This is a genomic window from Pantoea sp. X-Soil-ISGK-275, assembly GCF_059730795.1.
Map to the genome: position 1 here is coordinate 2,653,187 of NZ_AP035976.1, position 16,476 is coordinate 2,669,662.

Genomic DNA, 16,476 nt, shown 5'->3' on the forward strand with positions numbered 1-16,476 from the left:
TTGTAGAGAGTTAACAGGCACAGGGTAAACGGTCGCCATGAATAGCGACCCTACGTTAGGCATTCAGCCAGGCGAACTCATGGAAGCGATAACCCATCATCATGCCGCTTGGCCAGGCTTCCACGCCGCCCACTTTCTTGCTGTAACCGTCGGTGGAGCTGATAAAGGTTGGGATGATGGTGCCGCAGTGATCGTAAATCATCTTCTGCATGTCACCGTACATCTGCTTGCGTTTGGTCTGTTCACGCTCGCCGCGCGCCGCCACCACCAGCTGATCAAACTGTGCATTCTTCCAGCCCGATTCGTTGTTTGATGCGGTGGAGAGATAGAACTGCGAGAACAGCATATCCAGCGTCGGGCGCGGGTTGATTGAGCCGTAGCCGACCGGATCTTTGGTCCAGTGCGTTGACCAGTAACCGTCATACGGCACGCGGCGCACTTTGATGTTCAGACCAGTGCTGCGCGAAACCTGCTGGATTAGCTGGCCGCCCTCCACCGAGCCTTCAATGTTTGGCGTGGTGATGATCTCCACCGTCGCGCCTTTCATGCCGGCTTTCTCAATGTGGAATTTGGCTTTCTCGGCATCCAGCGGACGCGGTTTGAGATCGGCGTTATACAGCGGATGCCACGGCGGTACCGGCGTATCGTTACTGACATCGCCGTAGCCTTGCAGCACGGTTTTCACCAGAATGTCGCGCGGCTGCAGGTACTTCATCGCCAGCACGAAATCTTCGTTGCTGCCCGGCTTCACGTCGGTGCGAATAATCAGGTTGGTGTACATGCCGGATTTACTCTCCAGCACACCGAAATCCGAGGTGGCTTTAATACGGTTGCAGTCGGCGGCGCTCAGGGTGGAGACGATATGCAGATCGCCCGACATCAGCGCATTGACGCGCGCCGCCTGATCGGTGACGCCCAGCAGCTCGACTTCATCCAGATGCGGCAGGCCCGGCTTGAAGTAGTTGGGGTTTTTCACGCCAACCGAACGCACGCCCGGTGTGAACTCTTTCAACTTAAACGGGCCGGTGCCGATACCTTTACTGAAGTCTTTGGTGCCGTCCTGCACGATCAGGAATGGCGCACTGGCCAGCATAAACGGCACGTCGAAGTTGGCCTGCGCCAGCTCCAGCGTGACTTCATTGTCATTCACGGCGGTGAAGGTTTTAAACTGATCGGCCAGCTTGAAGGCGTTGGACGCTACCGCCGGATCTTTGTGGCGGCTCAGCGAGTAAATGACATCTTTGGCGGTCAGCGGTTTGCCGTCGTGGAAAGTGACACCTTTGCGCAGTTTGATCTGCCAGGTGATGCCGTCGCTAGAGTCGATAGATTCCGCCAGCGCCGGTTGCACCGCGAGGCTTTTATCCAGTTCGGTCAGACCGCTGTAGACCATGAATTGACGGGTGTAATCGCCGCTGTTGTTGCCTTTGGCCGGATCGAGCGTGTCGGTGGCGGAGGCGTTAGACATGGCGGCGCGCAGCTTGCCACCTTTCACTGGGGTGGTTGCCGCAAAACTCATCTGCGGGAAAGCGATCAAACCGCTGCTCATCACGGCACCGGCAGACAACAACTTCATCAGGCCACGGCGCGACATCGACCCTTCGGTCAGCATGCGGGTTAAGGCCGGATTTACAGCGTCAGACTCTTTATCGAATTTACTCATCTGCACACCCTCAATATGAATTGTTGTTGATTTCGTTGTTCGTCTTTTAGGCGGTCGCCATTAATGGCGACCGTTTCGATGACCGCACGGCCTGGATTTCACGACAACCGATCCTTGGCTTTGTAATACAAACCCGCCAGGGGCAAAAACCACGGTTTCCCGTGGTAACCGGGCAGCGCAGGCCAGTTATCGCGCTGCCAGGGATTTTCATTGCGTTTTTCCGCCAGCAGATCGGCCATCACGCGGCCCATCCACACCGACATCTGCGTACCGTGGCCGCTGTAGCCCATTGAATAAAACACGCCATCCTGTTCACCGGCGTGCGGCAAGCGGTCGGCGGTCATATCCACCATGCCGCCCCAGCAGTAATCGATGCGCGACTTGCCCAGCTGCGGGAACAGCGCGGTCATCGCCGCACGCAGTACGTCACCGCTGCGTGTGTCCGACGTCGGATTACTCACCGCAAAGCGCGCGCGGCCACCAAACACCAATCGACGATCCGACGTGGTACGGAAGTAGTTGCCAATATTCAGCGAGGTCACATAGGTGCGGTCTTGCGGCAGCACCTGATTGATCAGTTCGTCGCCGAGCGGTTCCGTCACCACAATAAAACTGCCGACCGGCACGATGCGGCGCTGGAACCACGGGAAAGGCCCTTCGTTGGAGACGCCGGTTGCCATCATCACTTTGTCGGCGATGATCTCGCCCTGCGCAGTGCTAACGCGGTGGCGGTAGCCGTCAAGGCGCGTTAGGCCGGTCACCGCGTGATGCGGGAAGATTTTCGCCCCGCTGCGCGCCGCCGCTTCCGCCAGCCCGATACCAAACTTACCCATGTGCATCTGGCCGCCGCGCTTCTGCAGCAGACCACCGTGAAAGGCATCGCTGCCCACTTCACGGCGAATCTCATCTTTGCTAATCAGCTCGATTTCCGGATCGACGGTGTCGCGCATCATCTGCCACGCGCTGCGCAGACCAGGAAAATGCGAGGCTTTGCTGGCGAGTTTCAGCTTGCCGCACAGGCGGAAATCGCAATCAATCTGCTCTTCGCGCACCAGCTGTTCGACGTAGCTCACCGCATCGTCATAGGCGCGATAGAAGCGGCTGGCCTGCTCGATTCCCTGGCTCTCCACCAGCGAGGCAAAGTTCTGCGCCACGCCGGTATTGCAGTGTCCACCGTTACGCGCCGATGCCTGGCTCATTACCTCGCCGCTCTCCAGCAGCACCACGTTGATGCCGCTGCGTGCCAGGTTGAGCGCCGTCGAGACGCCGGTAAAGCCGCCGCCGATCACCACCACCTCAGCGGTGCTCGGCAGTGCGCCAGTGGCTGCGCCGCTAAAGGTGGATGCTGTGGCTTGCCAGAATGATTCGAGTTTCATCGCCGCCTCCGGGCTTAGAGTCCAACCACAGCGGGCAGACCGCCGATATCGTTGATTTCGGTGTATTGATACGCCGGATTGGCCGGATCGTGACCGCGATTAACCCACACCTTGTTTTTGATGCCCATGTCGTAACAGGTCATCAGGTCATAACGCAGGCTGGAGGAGACATGCAGAATCTCTTCCGGGCCGCAGTTCAGCTTGTCGAGCATGTACTCGAAGCCTTTCATCTGCGGCTTGTAGGCGCCGACTTCTTCGGCGGTGATGGTCATATGGATTGGCGCGCCCAGACGCGGCACGTGATGCGGGATCAAATCGTTCATCGAGTTAGTGAGCAGCACCAGCGGGAACTCTTTGGCTACTTTGGCTAAACCGGCGGGCACGTCGGAATGCGGACCCCATGTGGCGCAGTCAGTGTAGATAAAGTCGCTGTCCGCCTGGCTCCACGCCACACCCCACTTTTTGCAGGTGCGCTGAATGGCATCGCTGACCACGTCGTAATACGGCTTCCACGCGCCGAGCACTTCGTCAAAACGGTAGCGGGCGAAATCGGTGGTGAATGCCAGCATCTCCTGCGCAGAAACACGATCTTTGAAGCAGCGTTCGGCTGCGCCTGCCATGTCAAAATTGATCAGGGTGCCGTAGCAATCAAAAGTGATGAATTTCGGTTTAAACAGTGCCATGAAGCGACCTCGCGGTTGAGAACACAATATTAGAAATCGATTAACACGCTCTTCTGGCGCTGACAGGCCTGGAATGCCTGACGTCCCAGATCCTTGCCAATGCCCGAGCCAAGGAAGCCACCGGTTGGAATAATGAAATCGCCGGAGCGGCCATAGCGATTGACCCACACGGTGCCGGATTCCAGCGCGCGCACCGCACGCAGCGCACGCGGCAGACTCAGCGTATGCACGCCGGCGCACAGGCCGTAGGTTTCGTGTGCCGCCAGCGCCAGCCCTTCCTCTTCGTCTTCAAACTGTTGCACGGTGAGCACCGGACCAAAAATTTCCTGCTGCACCGCCGGATTATCGTGGGTAACACCGCACAGCAGCGTTGGCTGCCAGAACCAGCCTTCTGCGGTGTCGGCAAAGCGTTCGCCGCCGACCAGCACTTCCGCGCCCTGTGCTTTGGCATCGGCGATTACTGATGCCACTTTGTTGCCCTGACGCGCATCGATCAGCGGCGCATAGCGGCTGCTCTCCTGCCAGGTCACGCCCGGACGCGGCTGCTGACAGAGCGCGACCAATCTCTCCAGCAACGGCTGCGCAATGCCGCGCTGCACAATCAAACGGGTTCCGGCGACGCACGCCTGACCGCCGTTGGCGGTGAAGCCGCGCAGAATACGCTGCGCTAACACGTCGATATCACCGGCATCGTCGAACACCAGCTGCGGGCTTTTACCGCCCAGCTCCAGCGTGACCGGTTTCATGCCGTGCTGCGCGATATCGCCCATGATGCGTGCGCCGGTCAGCGTGGAACCGGTAAAGGAGACTTTGCGCACTAGCGGATGGGTGACCAGCGCGTTGCCAGTTACCGCGCCGCTGCCCTGAACGATATTTAGTACGCCCGCCGGTAAACCGGCCTGTACCGCCAGTTCGGCCATGCGCACGGTGGAGAACGGCGTCAGCTCCGAAGGTTTCAGCACCACAGCATTTCCTGCTGCCAGCGCCGGACCACATTTCCATGACGCCATCGACAGCGGGAAATTCCACGGGGTAATTGCGCCGATCACGCCGTACGGCTCAGCAATCAGCATGCCGAGGCTGCTTTCCTGGGTGGGGAACAGGTCGCCACTGTATTTGTCGGCGCACTCGGCGTAGAAGCGAATGGCTTCGGCGGTGAAGGGAATTTCGTGCTGCATCACGTCGCTGATGGGTCGCGTGGAGCCGAGCGATTCAAGCTGCGCCAGTAACGGATCGTTCTCAATCAGGTCGGCCCAGCGACGCATGATTTTGCCGCGCTCACGCGGCGCACAGGTGCGCCAGCCGCTGGTTTTCAGCGCCTGATGCGCCGTGGTGACGGCGCGATCAACATCTTCAATCTGCGCTTCGGTGAGTTCGGCATAGACTTTGCCATCGGACGGACGTTTAACGGCAAAACGCGCGCCCGCCGTTTTTAAATGTTGCCCGCCAATATAATGACCGGCAGGAAGTAAAACTTTTTCAGGGTCGAAACTTAACATGGAAAATTCCTTATTTGTTACACCCATCACAGACGCGCTAATTAACGATTTGCACTGCGTTTTTCTGTCACGCTAATAAGCTAATGCAGAAAGTATGCCAGCCCGGTAAAAAATAAAAATGCGTAAAAAACAGCGCAAAAAAATTTTCTGCCGTATTGGTGAGCGAAATTTTGCGGAATTGCCGAAGGAATAAACAGATGATTTACTTCACAAAATATGTGCGTCGCGACGGTGCAATGCGCATGAAACTTGCACTAAAACGGGGATAGGCGGCAAAGTATGACGCGACGCACAAAATAAACAGCGCCGCAAACCTGAGGGTTGCGGCGCTGTTTTTTGGCGGTCGCCATTAATGGCGACCCTACAAATAGGGCGAGTTAAAATTAAAGACTGCCAATATGAAACGTCTTCTGTTCTAAATACTCTTCAATACCGTAACGCGATCCTTCCCGACCTAACCCGGATAATTTAATTCCACCAAAGGGTGCGGCGTCTAATGAAATTGCACCGGTATTAAATCCGACCATGCCAAATTCTAATGATTCTGCCACGCGCCATGCCCGGCGAATATTCTCGGTAAAGAAATAAGCTCCAAGTCCATAAGGCGTGTCATTCGCCATGCGGATCGCCTCTTCTTCCGTGTCGAAGACAAACAGCGGTGCTACCGGGCCGAAGGTTTCTTCATGTGCAATACGCATGCTGCTAGTCACATTGCCCAACACGGTGGGCTCGACAAAGGTGCCGTTTGGCGCGCTGATGCCGCCGCGCAACAAGGTCGCGCCCTGGCTGAGTGCATCGTCGATATGGCTGTTAACTTTCTCGACGGCGCGGTCGTTGATCAGCGGCCCTATGGTGCTGTCCGGCGAAAATCCGTCACCGACTTTCAGCGCGGATACCGCCTCCAGCAGGCGTTCACTGAAGCGCTCATAGATGCCGCGTTGCACCAGAATGCGGTTGGCGCAGACGCAGGTTTGACCGGCATTGCGGAATTTACTCGCCATCACGCCGGGAATGGTCACATCGAGATCGGCATCATCAAAGACGATGAGCGGCGCGTTGCCGCCCAGTTCCAGGCTCAGGCGCTTGATGCTGTCGGCACTCTGCTGCATCAACAGCTGGCCGACGCGGGTGGAACCGGTAAAGGAGATTTTGCGCACCGTGCGGCTGGCGGTCAGCGTGCTGCCAATCTCGGTCGGCAAGCCAGTCAACACTTGCAACACACCGCTGGGGAAACCAGCGCGTTCGGCCAACACCGCCAGCGCTAATGCCGACAGCGGCGTTAACTCCGACGGCTTAACGATAATCGGGCAACCTGCGGCCAGCGCGGGCGCGACTTTGCGGGTGATCATCGCAATCGGGAAGTTCCACGGCGTGATTGCTGCCGCCACGCCAACCGGCTGCTTGAGTACCAGAATACGGCGATCGTCGCTCGGCGCGGGAATGGTGTCACCGTAGATACGGCGCGCCTCTTCAGCGAACCATTTCACGAAACTGGCGCCGTACAGCACTTCGCCTTTGGCTTCCGCCAGCGGTTTGCCCTGCTCGGCGGTCATGATGATCGCCAGATCGTCGGCATTATCGATAATCAGCTGATGCCATTTTTCCAGCAGCGCGGCGCGCGTGGCGTTGGGGGTTTTGCCCCAGCTGACGCGCACCGACTCAGCATAATCTATCGCCTGCTCGGTTTCCGCCGCACCCAATGCCGGAATGGTGGCAATCGGCTGCTGCGTGCCGGGATCGATCACCTCAAGCGTTGCGCCCTGATGCGCATCCTGCCAGCGACCGCCAAACAGCGCCTGCTGGCGCAGTAATTCCGTATCTTTCAGTTGAATTCGCGACATGACAATCCCCTGTATCTTCGTCATTTCACTGTAACGTGACGCAACAGCGCAGGATATTTTTCTGGCAGAGGGAATTTGTGTCGGTGTCTGTTTTGCGGCGGGAAAAGAAATTTTATGCTGTATGGAGGAAGGTCGCCATGAATGGCGACCGATAACATTAAATCTGGAAATCGATGGCCGGTTCGTTTTCTGTCTCGTAGGAAAGTGCCTGACGCTTAATTTCCTCTAGCGACAGATTAGCGTTACACAGCTCCAGGAACTGCCACACATAATTGCGCTGCAACTGACCGCGTTTCAGGCCGAGCCACACGGTATTGGCATCGAACAGATGATGGGTGTCGATTTTGACCAGATCTTCGCCTTCATAAATATCACACGCCTGATCGGCCAGAATGCCCACCCCAAGACCAAGTTCAACGTAGGTTTTCACCACGTCAGAATCCTGCGCGCTGAGCACGATATCCGGTCTCAGTCCTGCCGCCTGGAACGCACGATCGACCCGCGAACGGCCGGTAATGCCCTGACGATAGGTGATCAGCGGATAGCGGCTAAGGCTGGCGAGTGTCACCGGCTGATGCTGCAACAGCTCATGATCGTGCGGCACTAAAAGTGAGTGATGCCAGCTGAACCACGGGAACGCCGCGAGACTGCTGTTATTCACTAACTGCTCGGAGGCGATGCCGATATCGGCTTCACCGGCCAGCAGCATGGCGACAATCTCCTGCGGCGATCCCTGATTCAGTTCGAGACGCACGTTGGGATAGAGCTGACGAAACGCTTTGATCACGCGCGGCAGGCTGTAACGTGCCTGCGTGTGCGTGGTGGCGATGGTCAGCACGCCGCTGGTTTCATTGGTAAACACATCCGCTAAGCGGCGAACTTTGCCCGCTTCATCAAGGATGCGCTCAGCAATGGTCAACAGCGCCTTGCCTGGTTCGGTCATGCCTAAGAGTCGCTTGCCACGACGAATAAAAATTTCTACGCCCAGTTCATCTTCCAGATCGCGAATATGGCGGCTCACTCCTGATTGGGAGGTAAACAATGTATTCGCCACTTCGGTCAGGTTGAACTCGCAACGGGCTGCTTCACGTATAATTTTAAGTTGCTGGAAATTCACGCCCTTTTCTCCTGATTCCTGCCCCTGTTTCGTCCATGTTATGAAGTTGGCGTCATCGCAACAAATAATAAAAAACGGTGTGTTATGCGGAATAGTAATAAGGGGGGGGGTTGAAGGATGCCCTCACCCCAGCCCTCTTCCGCAAGCGGGCGAGGGAGTTGATCGAGCGGCTGGATGGTGAGGTGATAATAGTGCTACGTGAGGGCTGGATCGATCCCCTCTCCCGCGCGCGGGAGAGGGTTAGGGTGAGGGAAAAAGCACGTTTAACTCATCCCACCAACATCAATTCACGATCCTCTACCGCTGGCTTATTCAAGAGCGACAGCAGAATATTCTTCACCGCCTGCGCCGACGGCGACAACGGCAGACGCGCCGAGATGTTCAGCGACAGCGGCAGATTCAGCGACGGGCTGTTAATCCGCGCCATCCACGCATGGGTGGAACTCACCAGCGCACGCGCCGCAGATTCTGGCAGCACCGTGACGCCCATGCCGCTGGACACCGCCGCCGTCAGCGTGGAGATCGATTCGATTTCGCCGATGATGCGCGCGCTTAAACGACGCAGCGAGAACGCTTCATCGACACGTTTACGCACCGCGCTGTAGTCGCGTGGCAGGAACAGGCTCATCTGCGCCACGTCCGCCAGATCGACAGTCGCACCTGGACACGCGGTTGCGCCCACCAGATAGAGCTCTTCTTTCATGAGGGGAATGCTGTTGATGCCCGCCGTTGGCGCACGATCGTACAGCACCGCCATGTCCAGCTGGCCGTTCATCACTTTTTCATTCAGCGAGGTACCGCTGTTTTCATGCAGATACACCAGCACATCCGGGAACTGCTCACGCACCGTCTGCAACAGCGGCATGGTAAGCGAGGATGCGGCAGTGCCCGGCGCTAAACCAATGGAAACCTGGCCGTTCAGTGCCTGGCCGGCGTTGATGACTGCCGTTTGCGCCTGTTCACACTGGCGCAGAATGGTGCGGGCGTGGGCATACAGAATTTTACCGGCTTCAGTCGGCGTCACGCCGCGCTTGGTGCGGATCAGCAATTGCTGATCGAGTTCATTTTCCAGCGTAGCGACCTGCTGGCTAAGCGCAGGCTGCGCGATGTGCAGCACTTCTGCTGCCTGAGTCAGGCTGCCGATATCGACGATTTTTACAAAATACTTGAGTCGTCTTAAATTCATGTTGCCTCCGTCAATCCCCGAATACCCAGGTTGGGCGTCTCAGCCTGCTGGCTTGTGGAAATGAAGTTGCAATATGCAGGCCAGGTTTGTTCGCGATGCAAAATTGCCTTGCCGGATTTATCCTAATGGCACGGAAAATAAGCGTTTGTGATTACCTCGAAGGAGTTAATAAGCGCGAGCGATGACGCAAAAAGAGTAAGAATCAAACGAATTGCACTGCAATGGGGCAGGAAATGCGAGTCAGGCGTGCAAAAAAGTGATGACCGGATGAGTTGGTTTGGTGCAGATAACGCAGAAAATGAGCAGAAACAGCGGGAATGAAACAAATGCGCGGAAAAGAACGGGTTTAACCAGTTGGAAAACTTATGTGGGTGGCGGTGCGCGTTGTCCCTCACCCTAACCCTCTCCCGCATGCGGGAGAGGGAACTGACCGTGCAAACAATTACATGATTATCTTTTTTTACGGTTGCGATGCATATCGATTGAGACCGCTGCCACGATGATGATGCCTTTAATGATGTCCTGCACATAAGCATCCACACCGACAAAGGTGAAGCCGCTCTTGATCAGGCCAAGAATCACCGCACCAATCAGCGTACCGGTAATGCGTCCTACGCCGCCCATCAGGCTGCTGCCGCCGATAACGGCTGCGGCGATAGCATCCAGTTCGTACGCCATCCCCATGCTTGACTGACCGCTACTGACACGCGCCGCCAGCACCACGCCCGCCAGGCCTGAGAGCGCACCGGCAATGGTGTAGACGATGATCAGATACTTATTAACGTTGATACCGGACACCTTGGCGGAGGTCATGTTGCCGCCAATCGCATAGACATATTTACCGTAGCGGGTATGTTTCAGCGCGATGTGGAACAGGAATGCCACCACGAGGAAGATAATTACCGGCATCGCGCCCTGGCCGATGGAGGTGAAGCCATCTGACAGGAAGCTGATTGGGTTACCCTGCGTGTAGTACTGCGCCAGACCGCGTGCCGACACCATCATGCCGAGCGTGGCGATGAACGGAGGAATACCGGTTTTGGTGATTAACACGCCGTTCATCACGCCGCACAGCAGCCCGACGCCGATCCCGGCGACGATGGGTATCACCGCCGGCAGGTTGACCAGCGACGGATACATCGGCGACAGGCTGTCTGAGGTTTGCGCCAGACTGGCCGCCACAACTGCGGTTAAGGCGATAACCGAACCGGATGACAGGTCGATACCGGTGGTGATAATGACCTGGGTCACGCCCACCGCGATGATACCGATGATCGCGACCTGCAGAATAATCAGCACTAAACGGTTGGTGTTCATCAGGAAAGATTGGTCACGTACGTACCAACCGGCAATTTCGAAAATCAGGGCAATGCCCACCATCACGACAAAAATCCCGGTGTCTTTTGGCAGCTTGTGACGCAAGTTGCTGAAGAAGGAACTCTGATCTGCGGCCTGCGGGGCCGTAATTTTTACGTTACTCATAGATGTCTCACGCCTCACTCGGATGCCAACGACAAAATGGATTCCTGATTGGCCTCTTCTTTATCGAGGATGCCGGTTATACGTCCGCCGTGCATAACCATCACGCGGTCGCTCATGCCGAGAATTTCTGGCAGCTCGGACGACACCATGATGATGGCCACGCCGCGATTCGCTAGTTCACTGATTAAGCGATAAATCTCTGCTTTTGCACCAACGTCGATACCGCGCGTTGGTTCGTCGAGAATCAGGATCTTCGGTTGCGCCAGCAGCCAGCGGGCAATCAGCACCTTCTGCTGGTTACCGCCGCTGAGGTTATTGATGATCTGATCCATGGTTGGGGTTTTGATGTTCAGCTTGCGAATCTGATCCATGCAGTCCTGCGCCATTTTGATGTGGCTGACAAAACCGCTTTTATGGGTGTAATCGGGCATGTTGACGATGCTCATGTTCTCCATCACCGACAACACCAGGAACAGCCCCGACTTTTTACGGTCTTCGGTCAGGAACGCCATGCCCTTCTCAATCGCCGTTGAAGGCGAATCGATCTTGACCGGCACGCCATCAATCAGGATTTCACCGCTGTCGAAACTCTCCATGCCGAACAGGCTTTCCATCACTTCGCTGCGTCCGGCACCCACCAATCCCGCCACGCCAAGGATTTCGCCTTTGCGCACCGTGAAGTTGATGTCAGTGAAACGATCTTTGCAGGTGAGATTGCGTACCGTCAGCACATCCCCACCGATTTCCCCGTTGAATTTCGGGAACAGTTGGGTCAATTCACGACCTACCATCTGCGTAATCAGTGACTGGCGGGTGTATTCGCTGGTGTTATTGCTGCCTACCCACGCACCGTCACGGAAAATGCTGATCTCATCGGTAATGGTGAAAATTTCATCCATCTTGTGGCTGATATAGATGATGGCTTTGCCCTGCTCGCGCAAGTCGCGGATGATGGTGAACAGATGCGCCACTTCGGTTTCCGTCAGTGCCGAGGTCGGTTCATCCATAATCACGATGTCCGAATTCCAGGAGACCGCTTTGGCGATTTCCACCATCTGCTGCGAGGCGATACTCAGCTCGCCCACCATACGATCGGCTTTCAGACGGATGTTCAGTCTGTTTAGCAGTTCCTGCGTCTGTTTGTTCAGCTTGCCGTGGTCAACAAAGCCGTACTTCATCGGTTCGCGACCGAGCCAGATGTTTTCGGCTACGGTCATGTAAGGCACCAGATTGAGTTCCTGGTGAATCATGGAGATGCCGGAACGCAGCGCATCCATGGTGTCCTGAAACTGCACTGGCTCCCCTTTAATGCGAATGGTGCCCTTATCGGGACGATACATCCCGATAAGGCATTTCATTAAAGTGGATTTGCCCGCGCCATTTTCGCCCATCAGGGCATGTACCGACCCCGGTTTAATACGCAGTGAGACATTGTCGAGTGCCTTCACTCCGGGGAAGAACTTGCTGATGCCTTCGGCTTCAAGCGCAAAAGCGGTCATACATCACCTCCGTACGGCTGAGTCGTTTACGGTTTATTTCTGGTTTTGACTGGCGAATTTTTCGTAGTTATCTTTGGTGATCAGCTGGAACGGGATATCGACCACTTTCTGCACTTTCTCGCCGTTAATCAGTTTGACCGCCGTTTGCACAGCGCCTTCACCCTGACCTTTCGCATCCTGGAACACGGTAGCGACCATTTTGTCGTTCTTGATCATCTGCAGTGCATCCGGTGTACCATCCACACCTGCGACCAGGATGTGATTCGGGTTTTTGCCCAGCGCCTGCAGCGCACCAATCGCCATTTCATCGTTGTTGGAGGCGATTGCCTGAATGTCATCGCCCGCCGTCAGCCAGTTACTCACCACATCGACCGCATCGTTACGGGTAAATTTTGCCGTCTGTTTCTGTACCACTTTAATACCCGGATATTTCGCTACCACCGCTTCAACACCTTTGGTGCGCTCACGCGTCGATTCGTTAGCCAGATCGCCCAGCAGAATCGCCACGTTGCCTTTGCCGTTCATCTTTTTAGCCAGCGCTTCCATCTGCAGACGGCCCGCCAGTTCAGAATCCGAACCCACAAACGCCATTTTGTCTTTCAACTCGCCAGCCGGTTTACGGTTGACGAACACCAGCGGCACGCCGGCTTTCGCGGCGGCATCCACCAGCGGTTTCACGGCGTTCGTGTCCACCGGGTTAACGATGATGGCGTCAACGCCCTGACCAATGAAGTTCTGCACCTGTTGCAGCTGCTGAGCCACGTCGCCTTTGGCGTCTTCAACCTGGCCCTTAATATTGTCTTTGGTCATCTCTTTCTGCATCGCGTTGCGCAGAATGGTGAGGAAGTTGTCATCAAACAGTGCCATAGAAACGCCTACCTGAAGGTCTTTTGCCATCACTGCGGCAGGTAACATGCAAACTAACAGGGAAGTTAATAACGCTTTTTTGAATTTCATAGGGAACCCTTCTATATCGTTAACATGCTCAGGTTGGCTGATACCGCGAATGAAAAATATCTTTTACATTCACTCAACGTCACTGGCGCTTTTTTTGTGGTTGTAGAGGTCAGGCTTCTGGTCTAACGCTATTGATTTACTGCATCATTTCAATGTAACTCACTACTTATCAGCCAGTTATTTTCGAAATGCCGTTTTAGATGAAGGAACTCGTTTCGTCGGTGATGATTAACAGTTCATTTATTTCATCTAACTTGCATTTGAAACTTTCATCATAAAAGCACTGAAATGATTGTTTTAAAATCGGCAAATAACAAAACTTTGACATGCCTCTAACATCTCAAAGGAATTGGTTTTAAAGTGAGATCTTGCTGGCAGTTTAGAATCTGATCATTCAAGGCAGAAAAGCAGCATTCCGCTGCTTTTACGCGCACTTAAACCAAAAGTGTGCAGTCGGGCTTTGACAACGGGGATCGGCATCGCTAATATGCGCCTCGTTCACACGATTCCTCTGTAGTTCAGTCGGTAGAACGGCGGACTGTTAATCCGTATGTCACTGGTTCGAGTCCAGTCAGAGGAGCCAAATTTAGAAAGCCCGCTCAGGGAAACCTGAGCGGGCTTTTGTGTTTTTGCAGTTTTGCCTGGTCGCTACGCCAACGCAGCCAGCTCCAAACTGCTGCGGAAATCGTTACCGACATAATCAGTATCGATCAGCTGGCGGCGACGCAGTTCTGGCAGCAGCCCATTGAGCAGCAAATCCTGCTGATCGGTCTGGCCGAGTCCATGCAGTGAAATCACATCCAGCACGCCAGCGCGGTAGCGCTGTTCAATGGCTTCGGCCAGGATTTCTGGCGTTCCGGCAACAAACCAGTGGCCGGTCTCTTCAGCTTTGATGATCAACTCACGCAAGGTTAATCCTTCCAGCGCATAGCCACGGAAAATGGCGGCGCGCCCCTGACGACGATGCACCTGCGCCAGCTCGGGAATAAACGCGGCGGGCAGCGGTTGATTGAGCGGTAAGTCGCGCAGATCCACCTCACCGCCCAGCATATCGGCCACGCGTAATCTGCCCTGCTCGTAGTTGATGCGTTCATGCTTATCGCGCAGACGGCGCGCCACGTCAGCATCGCTGTCGCCAATGATGGCGTGAAACGAGTTCATGATCAGCGGCGGATTGTGTTCGCGGCCAAAACGTCGCGCTCGCTGCTGCACATCAGCCACGAAGGTTTGCGCCGCCTCAAACGTGGGCTGGGAGGTGTAAATCACTTCAGCATAACGTGCGCCGAGCGTAACGCCCGCTTCAGATTGTCCCGCCTGAAACTGCACCGGACGGCGCCGTGGTGGTGGCGGCACGTTGAGCGGACCTGCCACCTGGAAATAGTCACCGCGATAATTAATCGGATGCAGTTTAGTGTGGTCGAGCTTAATGCCACCGCTGGCGGTGCGCTGCACTGCTGCGCGTTCATTGGCGTCATACAGCGCGTTCATCACTTCGATAAATTCGGTGGCGCGCGCGTAGCGCTCCTGCGGTGGCGGCAGCTGGCTTTCACCAAAGTTCTCTTCGCCAACCGATGAGGTCACCGCATTCCAGCCCGCGCGACCGCCGCTAATGTGATCGAGCGTGCCGACCTGACGCGCCAGATTGTACGGATGCAGCCAGCTGGTGCTGACGGTGGCGATCAAGCCGATATGCGAGGTTACCTGGCTCAATGCCGCCAGCGCAATCAGCGGATCTTGCGTGCCGGTGGTGCCGGCTAATCCTGCCGGATCGGCTTGCAGCAAATCGGCAGTGAACAGCCCGGTAATCTTTTCCCGCTCGGCAATCTTCGCCAGTTCAATGGCGCGCGTGATGCCCACGCCCGGCTGGCTATCATTACCGGCGGAAATCACGCTGCTGGCGCCGACCAGCGTTTTCAGTTTTCTGCGATAGGTTTGCGACACAACACTCTCCTTTATAATTGTCGCGCGAAATCCGCTTTGACAAGGTTTAAGGCGTCCGCATCGGTCAGCAGACGTAAGCCGGTGCGCGCCAGCACGCACGCACCAATCAGCAGCGCCTGATAGCCGCGCTCAGAGTTGGCCGCTTCACGGAATGGCACGGTGTGGAAAATCAGATCGTCCGGGCCGATTTTCAGCCACGGATGCGCCGTCGGCACCTCATGGCTGATGTCGCCGGCATCGGTCGAAACTTTGTTCTTCTGCGGTGACAGATCGACGGTTTCGCCTGCCGCCGTGAACTCCTCCAGCAGCAAGGCATCCAGCGCTGCGTTCAGTTTGAAATCGCGTGGGCCAATTTGATGATCAATCTCGACGCGTGCGCCGGTCGCCAGCGCCACGCCTTCGGCAATGGCACGCAGACGCGGCTCAAGAGATTCCACCACTTCGCGGCTGTCCGCGCGGATGTAGTAATGCGCCGAGGCGTATTCCGGGATGACATTCGGGGCCTGGCCGCCGTTGGTGATAATGCCGTGCACGCGCACGCCATCCGGCAGTTGCTGACGCAGCACGCTGATGCCGTTGTAGAGCAGCACCAGCGCATCCAGCGCGTTGATGCCTTCATGTGGCGCGCTGGCAGCGTGCGACGGCTTGCCGTAGAAGTGGAAATAGAGATGATTATTGGCGAGCGTCGATTCGGTCAGCCGGGTTTTGCCCGCGGGATGCACCATCAGCGCCACGTCGACATCTTTGAGGTATCCGGCTTCGACAAAGCGCTTTTTTACGTTGCCTTTCGGGCCGCCCGGTCCGGCTAATCCGCCCTCTTCCGCTGGCGTACCTAACACCACCACACGGCCACCGGTTTGATCCAGCACCTGCGCCAGCGTGATGGCTGCCGCCACGCTGGTGGTGCCAATCAGGTTGTGACCGCAGGCGTGGCCGATGCCGATCAGCGCGTCATATTCTGCGAGGAAAGCGATGGTGGGGCCCGGTTTGTCACTGGACTTGACCGCATAGAACGCCGTTTCATGCCCGGCGACGTTGCGCGTGACGTCAAAACCCTGCGCCGTGAGTAGCTGGGTGAGCTGCTCGCTGGCGAAATATTCGTTGTTGCCGGTTTCGGGGTTTTGAAATATCGCTTTGGCGACCGAGATGAATTTAGCGCTGTGCTGTTCGAGGGTGTTTTCGAGCGTAAGCTGAAGCGGATTCAGCGACATGAGCATTCTCCTTGTTGCATATCG

12 protein-coding genes and 1 tRNA gene are annotated in these 16,476 nt (G+C 56.1%); 1 reads left to right on the forward strand and 12 read right to left on the reverse strand.

Annotated features, from left to right (window positions below):
* Positions 1 to 55: 55 nt before the first annotated feature.
* The 10 genes from AC6I8A_RS12465 to AC6I8A_RS12510 form a co-directional block, all read right to left on the reverse strand.
* Positions 56 to 1,660, reverse strand: a complete 1,605-nt coding sequence (locus AC6I8A_RS12465; protein WP_497818580.1) for an ABC transporter substrate-binding protein — start codon at positions 1,658 to 1,660, stop codon at positions 56 to 58.
* Between the two features lie 98 nt (positions 1,661 to 1,758).
* Entirely contained in the window at positions 1,759 to 3,036 is a 1,278-nt protein-coding gene (locus AC6I8A_RS12470; protein WP_497818581.1) for an NAD(P)/FAD-dependent oxidoreductase, read from the reverse strand.
* A 14-nt stretch (positions 3,037 to 3,050) separates the two neighbouring features.
* On the reverse strand, positions 3,051 to 3,719 hold the full coding sequence (locus AC6I8A_RS12475; RefSeq protein WP_256696800.1) for a haloacid dehalogenase type II: 669 nt from the start codon (positions 3,717 to 3,719) through the stop codon (positions 3,051 to 3,053).
* Between the two features lie 29 nt (positions 3,720 to 3,748).
* Positions 3,749 to 5,218, reverse strand: a complete 1,470-nt coding sequence (locus tag AC6I8A_RS12480) for an aldehyde dehydrogenase family protein (RefSeq protein WP_497818582.1) — start codon at positions 5,216 to 5,218, stop codon at positions 3,749 to 3,751.
* Between the two features lie 383 nt (positions 5,219 to 5,601).
* Positions 5,602 to 7,059: an NAD-dependent succinate-semialdehyde dehydrogenase gene (locus AC6I8A_RS12485; protein ID WP_479487216.1), complete on the reverse strand. Its 1,458-nt coding sequence runs from the start codon at positions 7,057 to 7,059 to the stop codon at positions 5,602 to 5,604.
* 157 nt (positions 7,060 to 7,216) lie between these two features.
* A complete protein-coding gene (gene cbl / locus AC6I8A_RS12490) occupies positions 7,217 to 8,176 on the reverse strand; it encodes an HTH-type transcriptional regulator Cbl (protein ID WP_008109354.1) in 960 nt (319 codons plus the stop codon).
* 268 nt (positions 8,177 to 8,444) lie between these two features.
* On the reverse strand, positions 8,445 to 9,362 hold the full coding sequence (gene nac / locus AC6I8A_RS12495; protein WP_061717658.1) for a nitrogen assimilation transcriptional regulator NAC: 918 nt from the start codon (positions 9,360 to 9,362) through the stop codon (positions 8,445 to 8,447).
* Between the two features lie 450 nt (positions 9,363 to 9,812).
* Positions 9,813 to 10,844 (reverse strand): ABC transporter permease, encoded by a 1,032-nt coding sequence (locus tag AC6I8A_RS12500; RefSeq protein ID WP_091003268.1) that lies wholly within the window; start codon positions 10,842 to 10,844, stop codon positions 9,813 to 9,815.
* 14 nt (positions 10,845 to 10,858) lie between these two features.
* On the reverse strand, positions 10,859 to 12,343 hold the full coding sequence (locus tag AC6I8A_RS12505; protein WP_256696805.1) for a sugar ABC transporter ATP-binding protein: 1,485 nt from the start codon (positions 12,341 to 12,343) through the stop codon (positions 10,859 to 10,861).
* Positions 12,344 to 12,376: 33 nt separating this feature from the next.
* Positions 12,377 to 13,300 (reverse strand): sugar ABC transporter substrate-binding protein, encoded by a 924-nt coding sequence (locus AC6I8A_RS12510; RefSeq protein ID WP_497818583.1) that lies wholly within the window; start codon positions 13,298 to 13,300, stop codon positions 12,377 to 12,379.
* Positions 13,301 to 13,807: 507 nt separating this feature from the next.
* On the opposite strand from AC6I8A_RS12510, the gene AC6I8A_RS12515 reads away from it, so the two are divergent.
* Positions 13,808 to 13,883, forward strand: a tRNA-Asn gene (locus tag AC6I8A_RS12515).
* Positions 13,884 to 13,948: 65 nt separating this feature from the next.
* On the opposite strand, the gene AC6I8A_RS12520 is transcribed toward AC6I8A_RS12515, so the two are convergent.
* Entirely contained in the window at positions 13,949 to 15,241 is a 1,293-nt protein-coding gene (locus AC6I8A_RS12520) for an NtaA/DmoA family FMN-dependent monooxygenase (protein ID WP_497818584.1), read from the reverse strand.
* 11 nt (positions 15,242 to 15,252) lie between these two features.
* Positions 15,253 to 16,452: a M20 family metallopeptidase gene (locus tag AC6I8A_RS12525; RefSeq protein ID WP_497818585.1), complete on the reverse strand. Its 1,200-nt coding sequence runs from the start codon at positions 16,450 to 16,452 to the stop codon at positions 15,253 to 15,255.
* Positions 16,453 to 16,476: the final 24 nt, after the last annotated feature.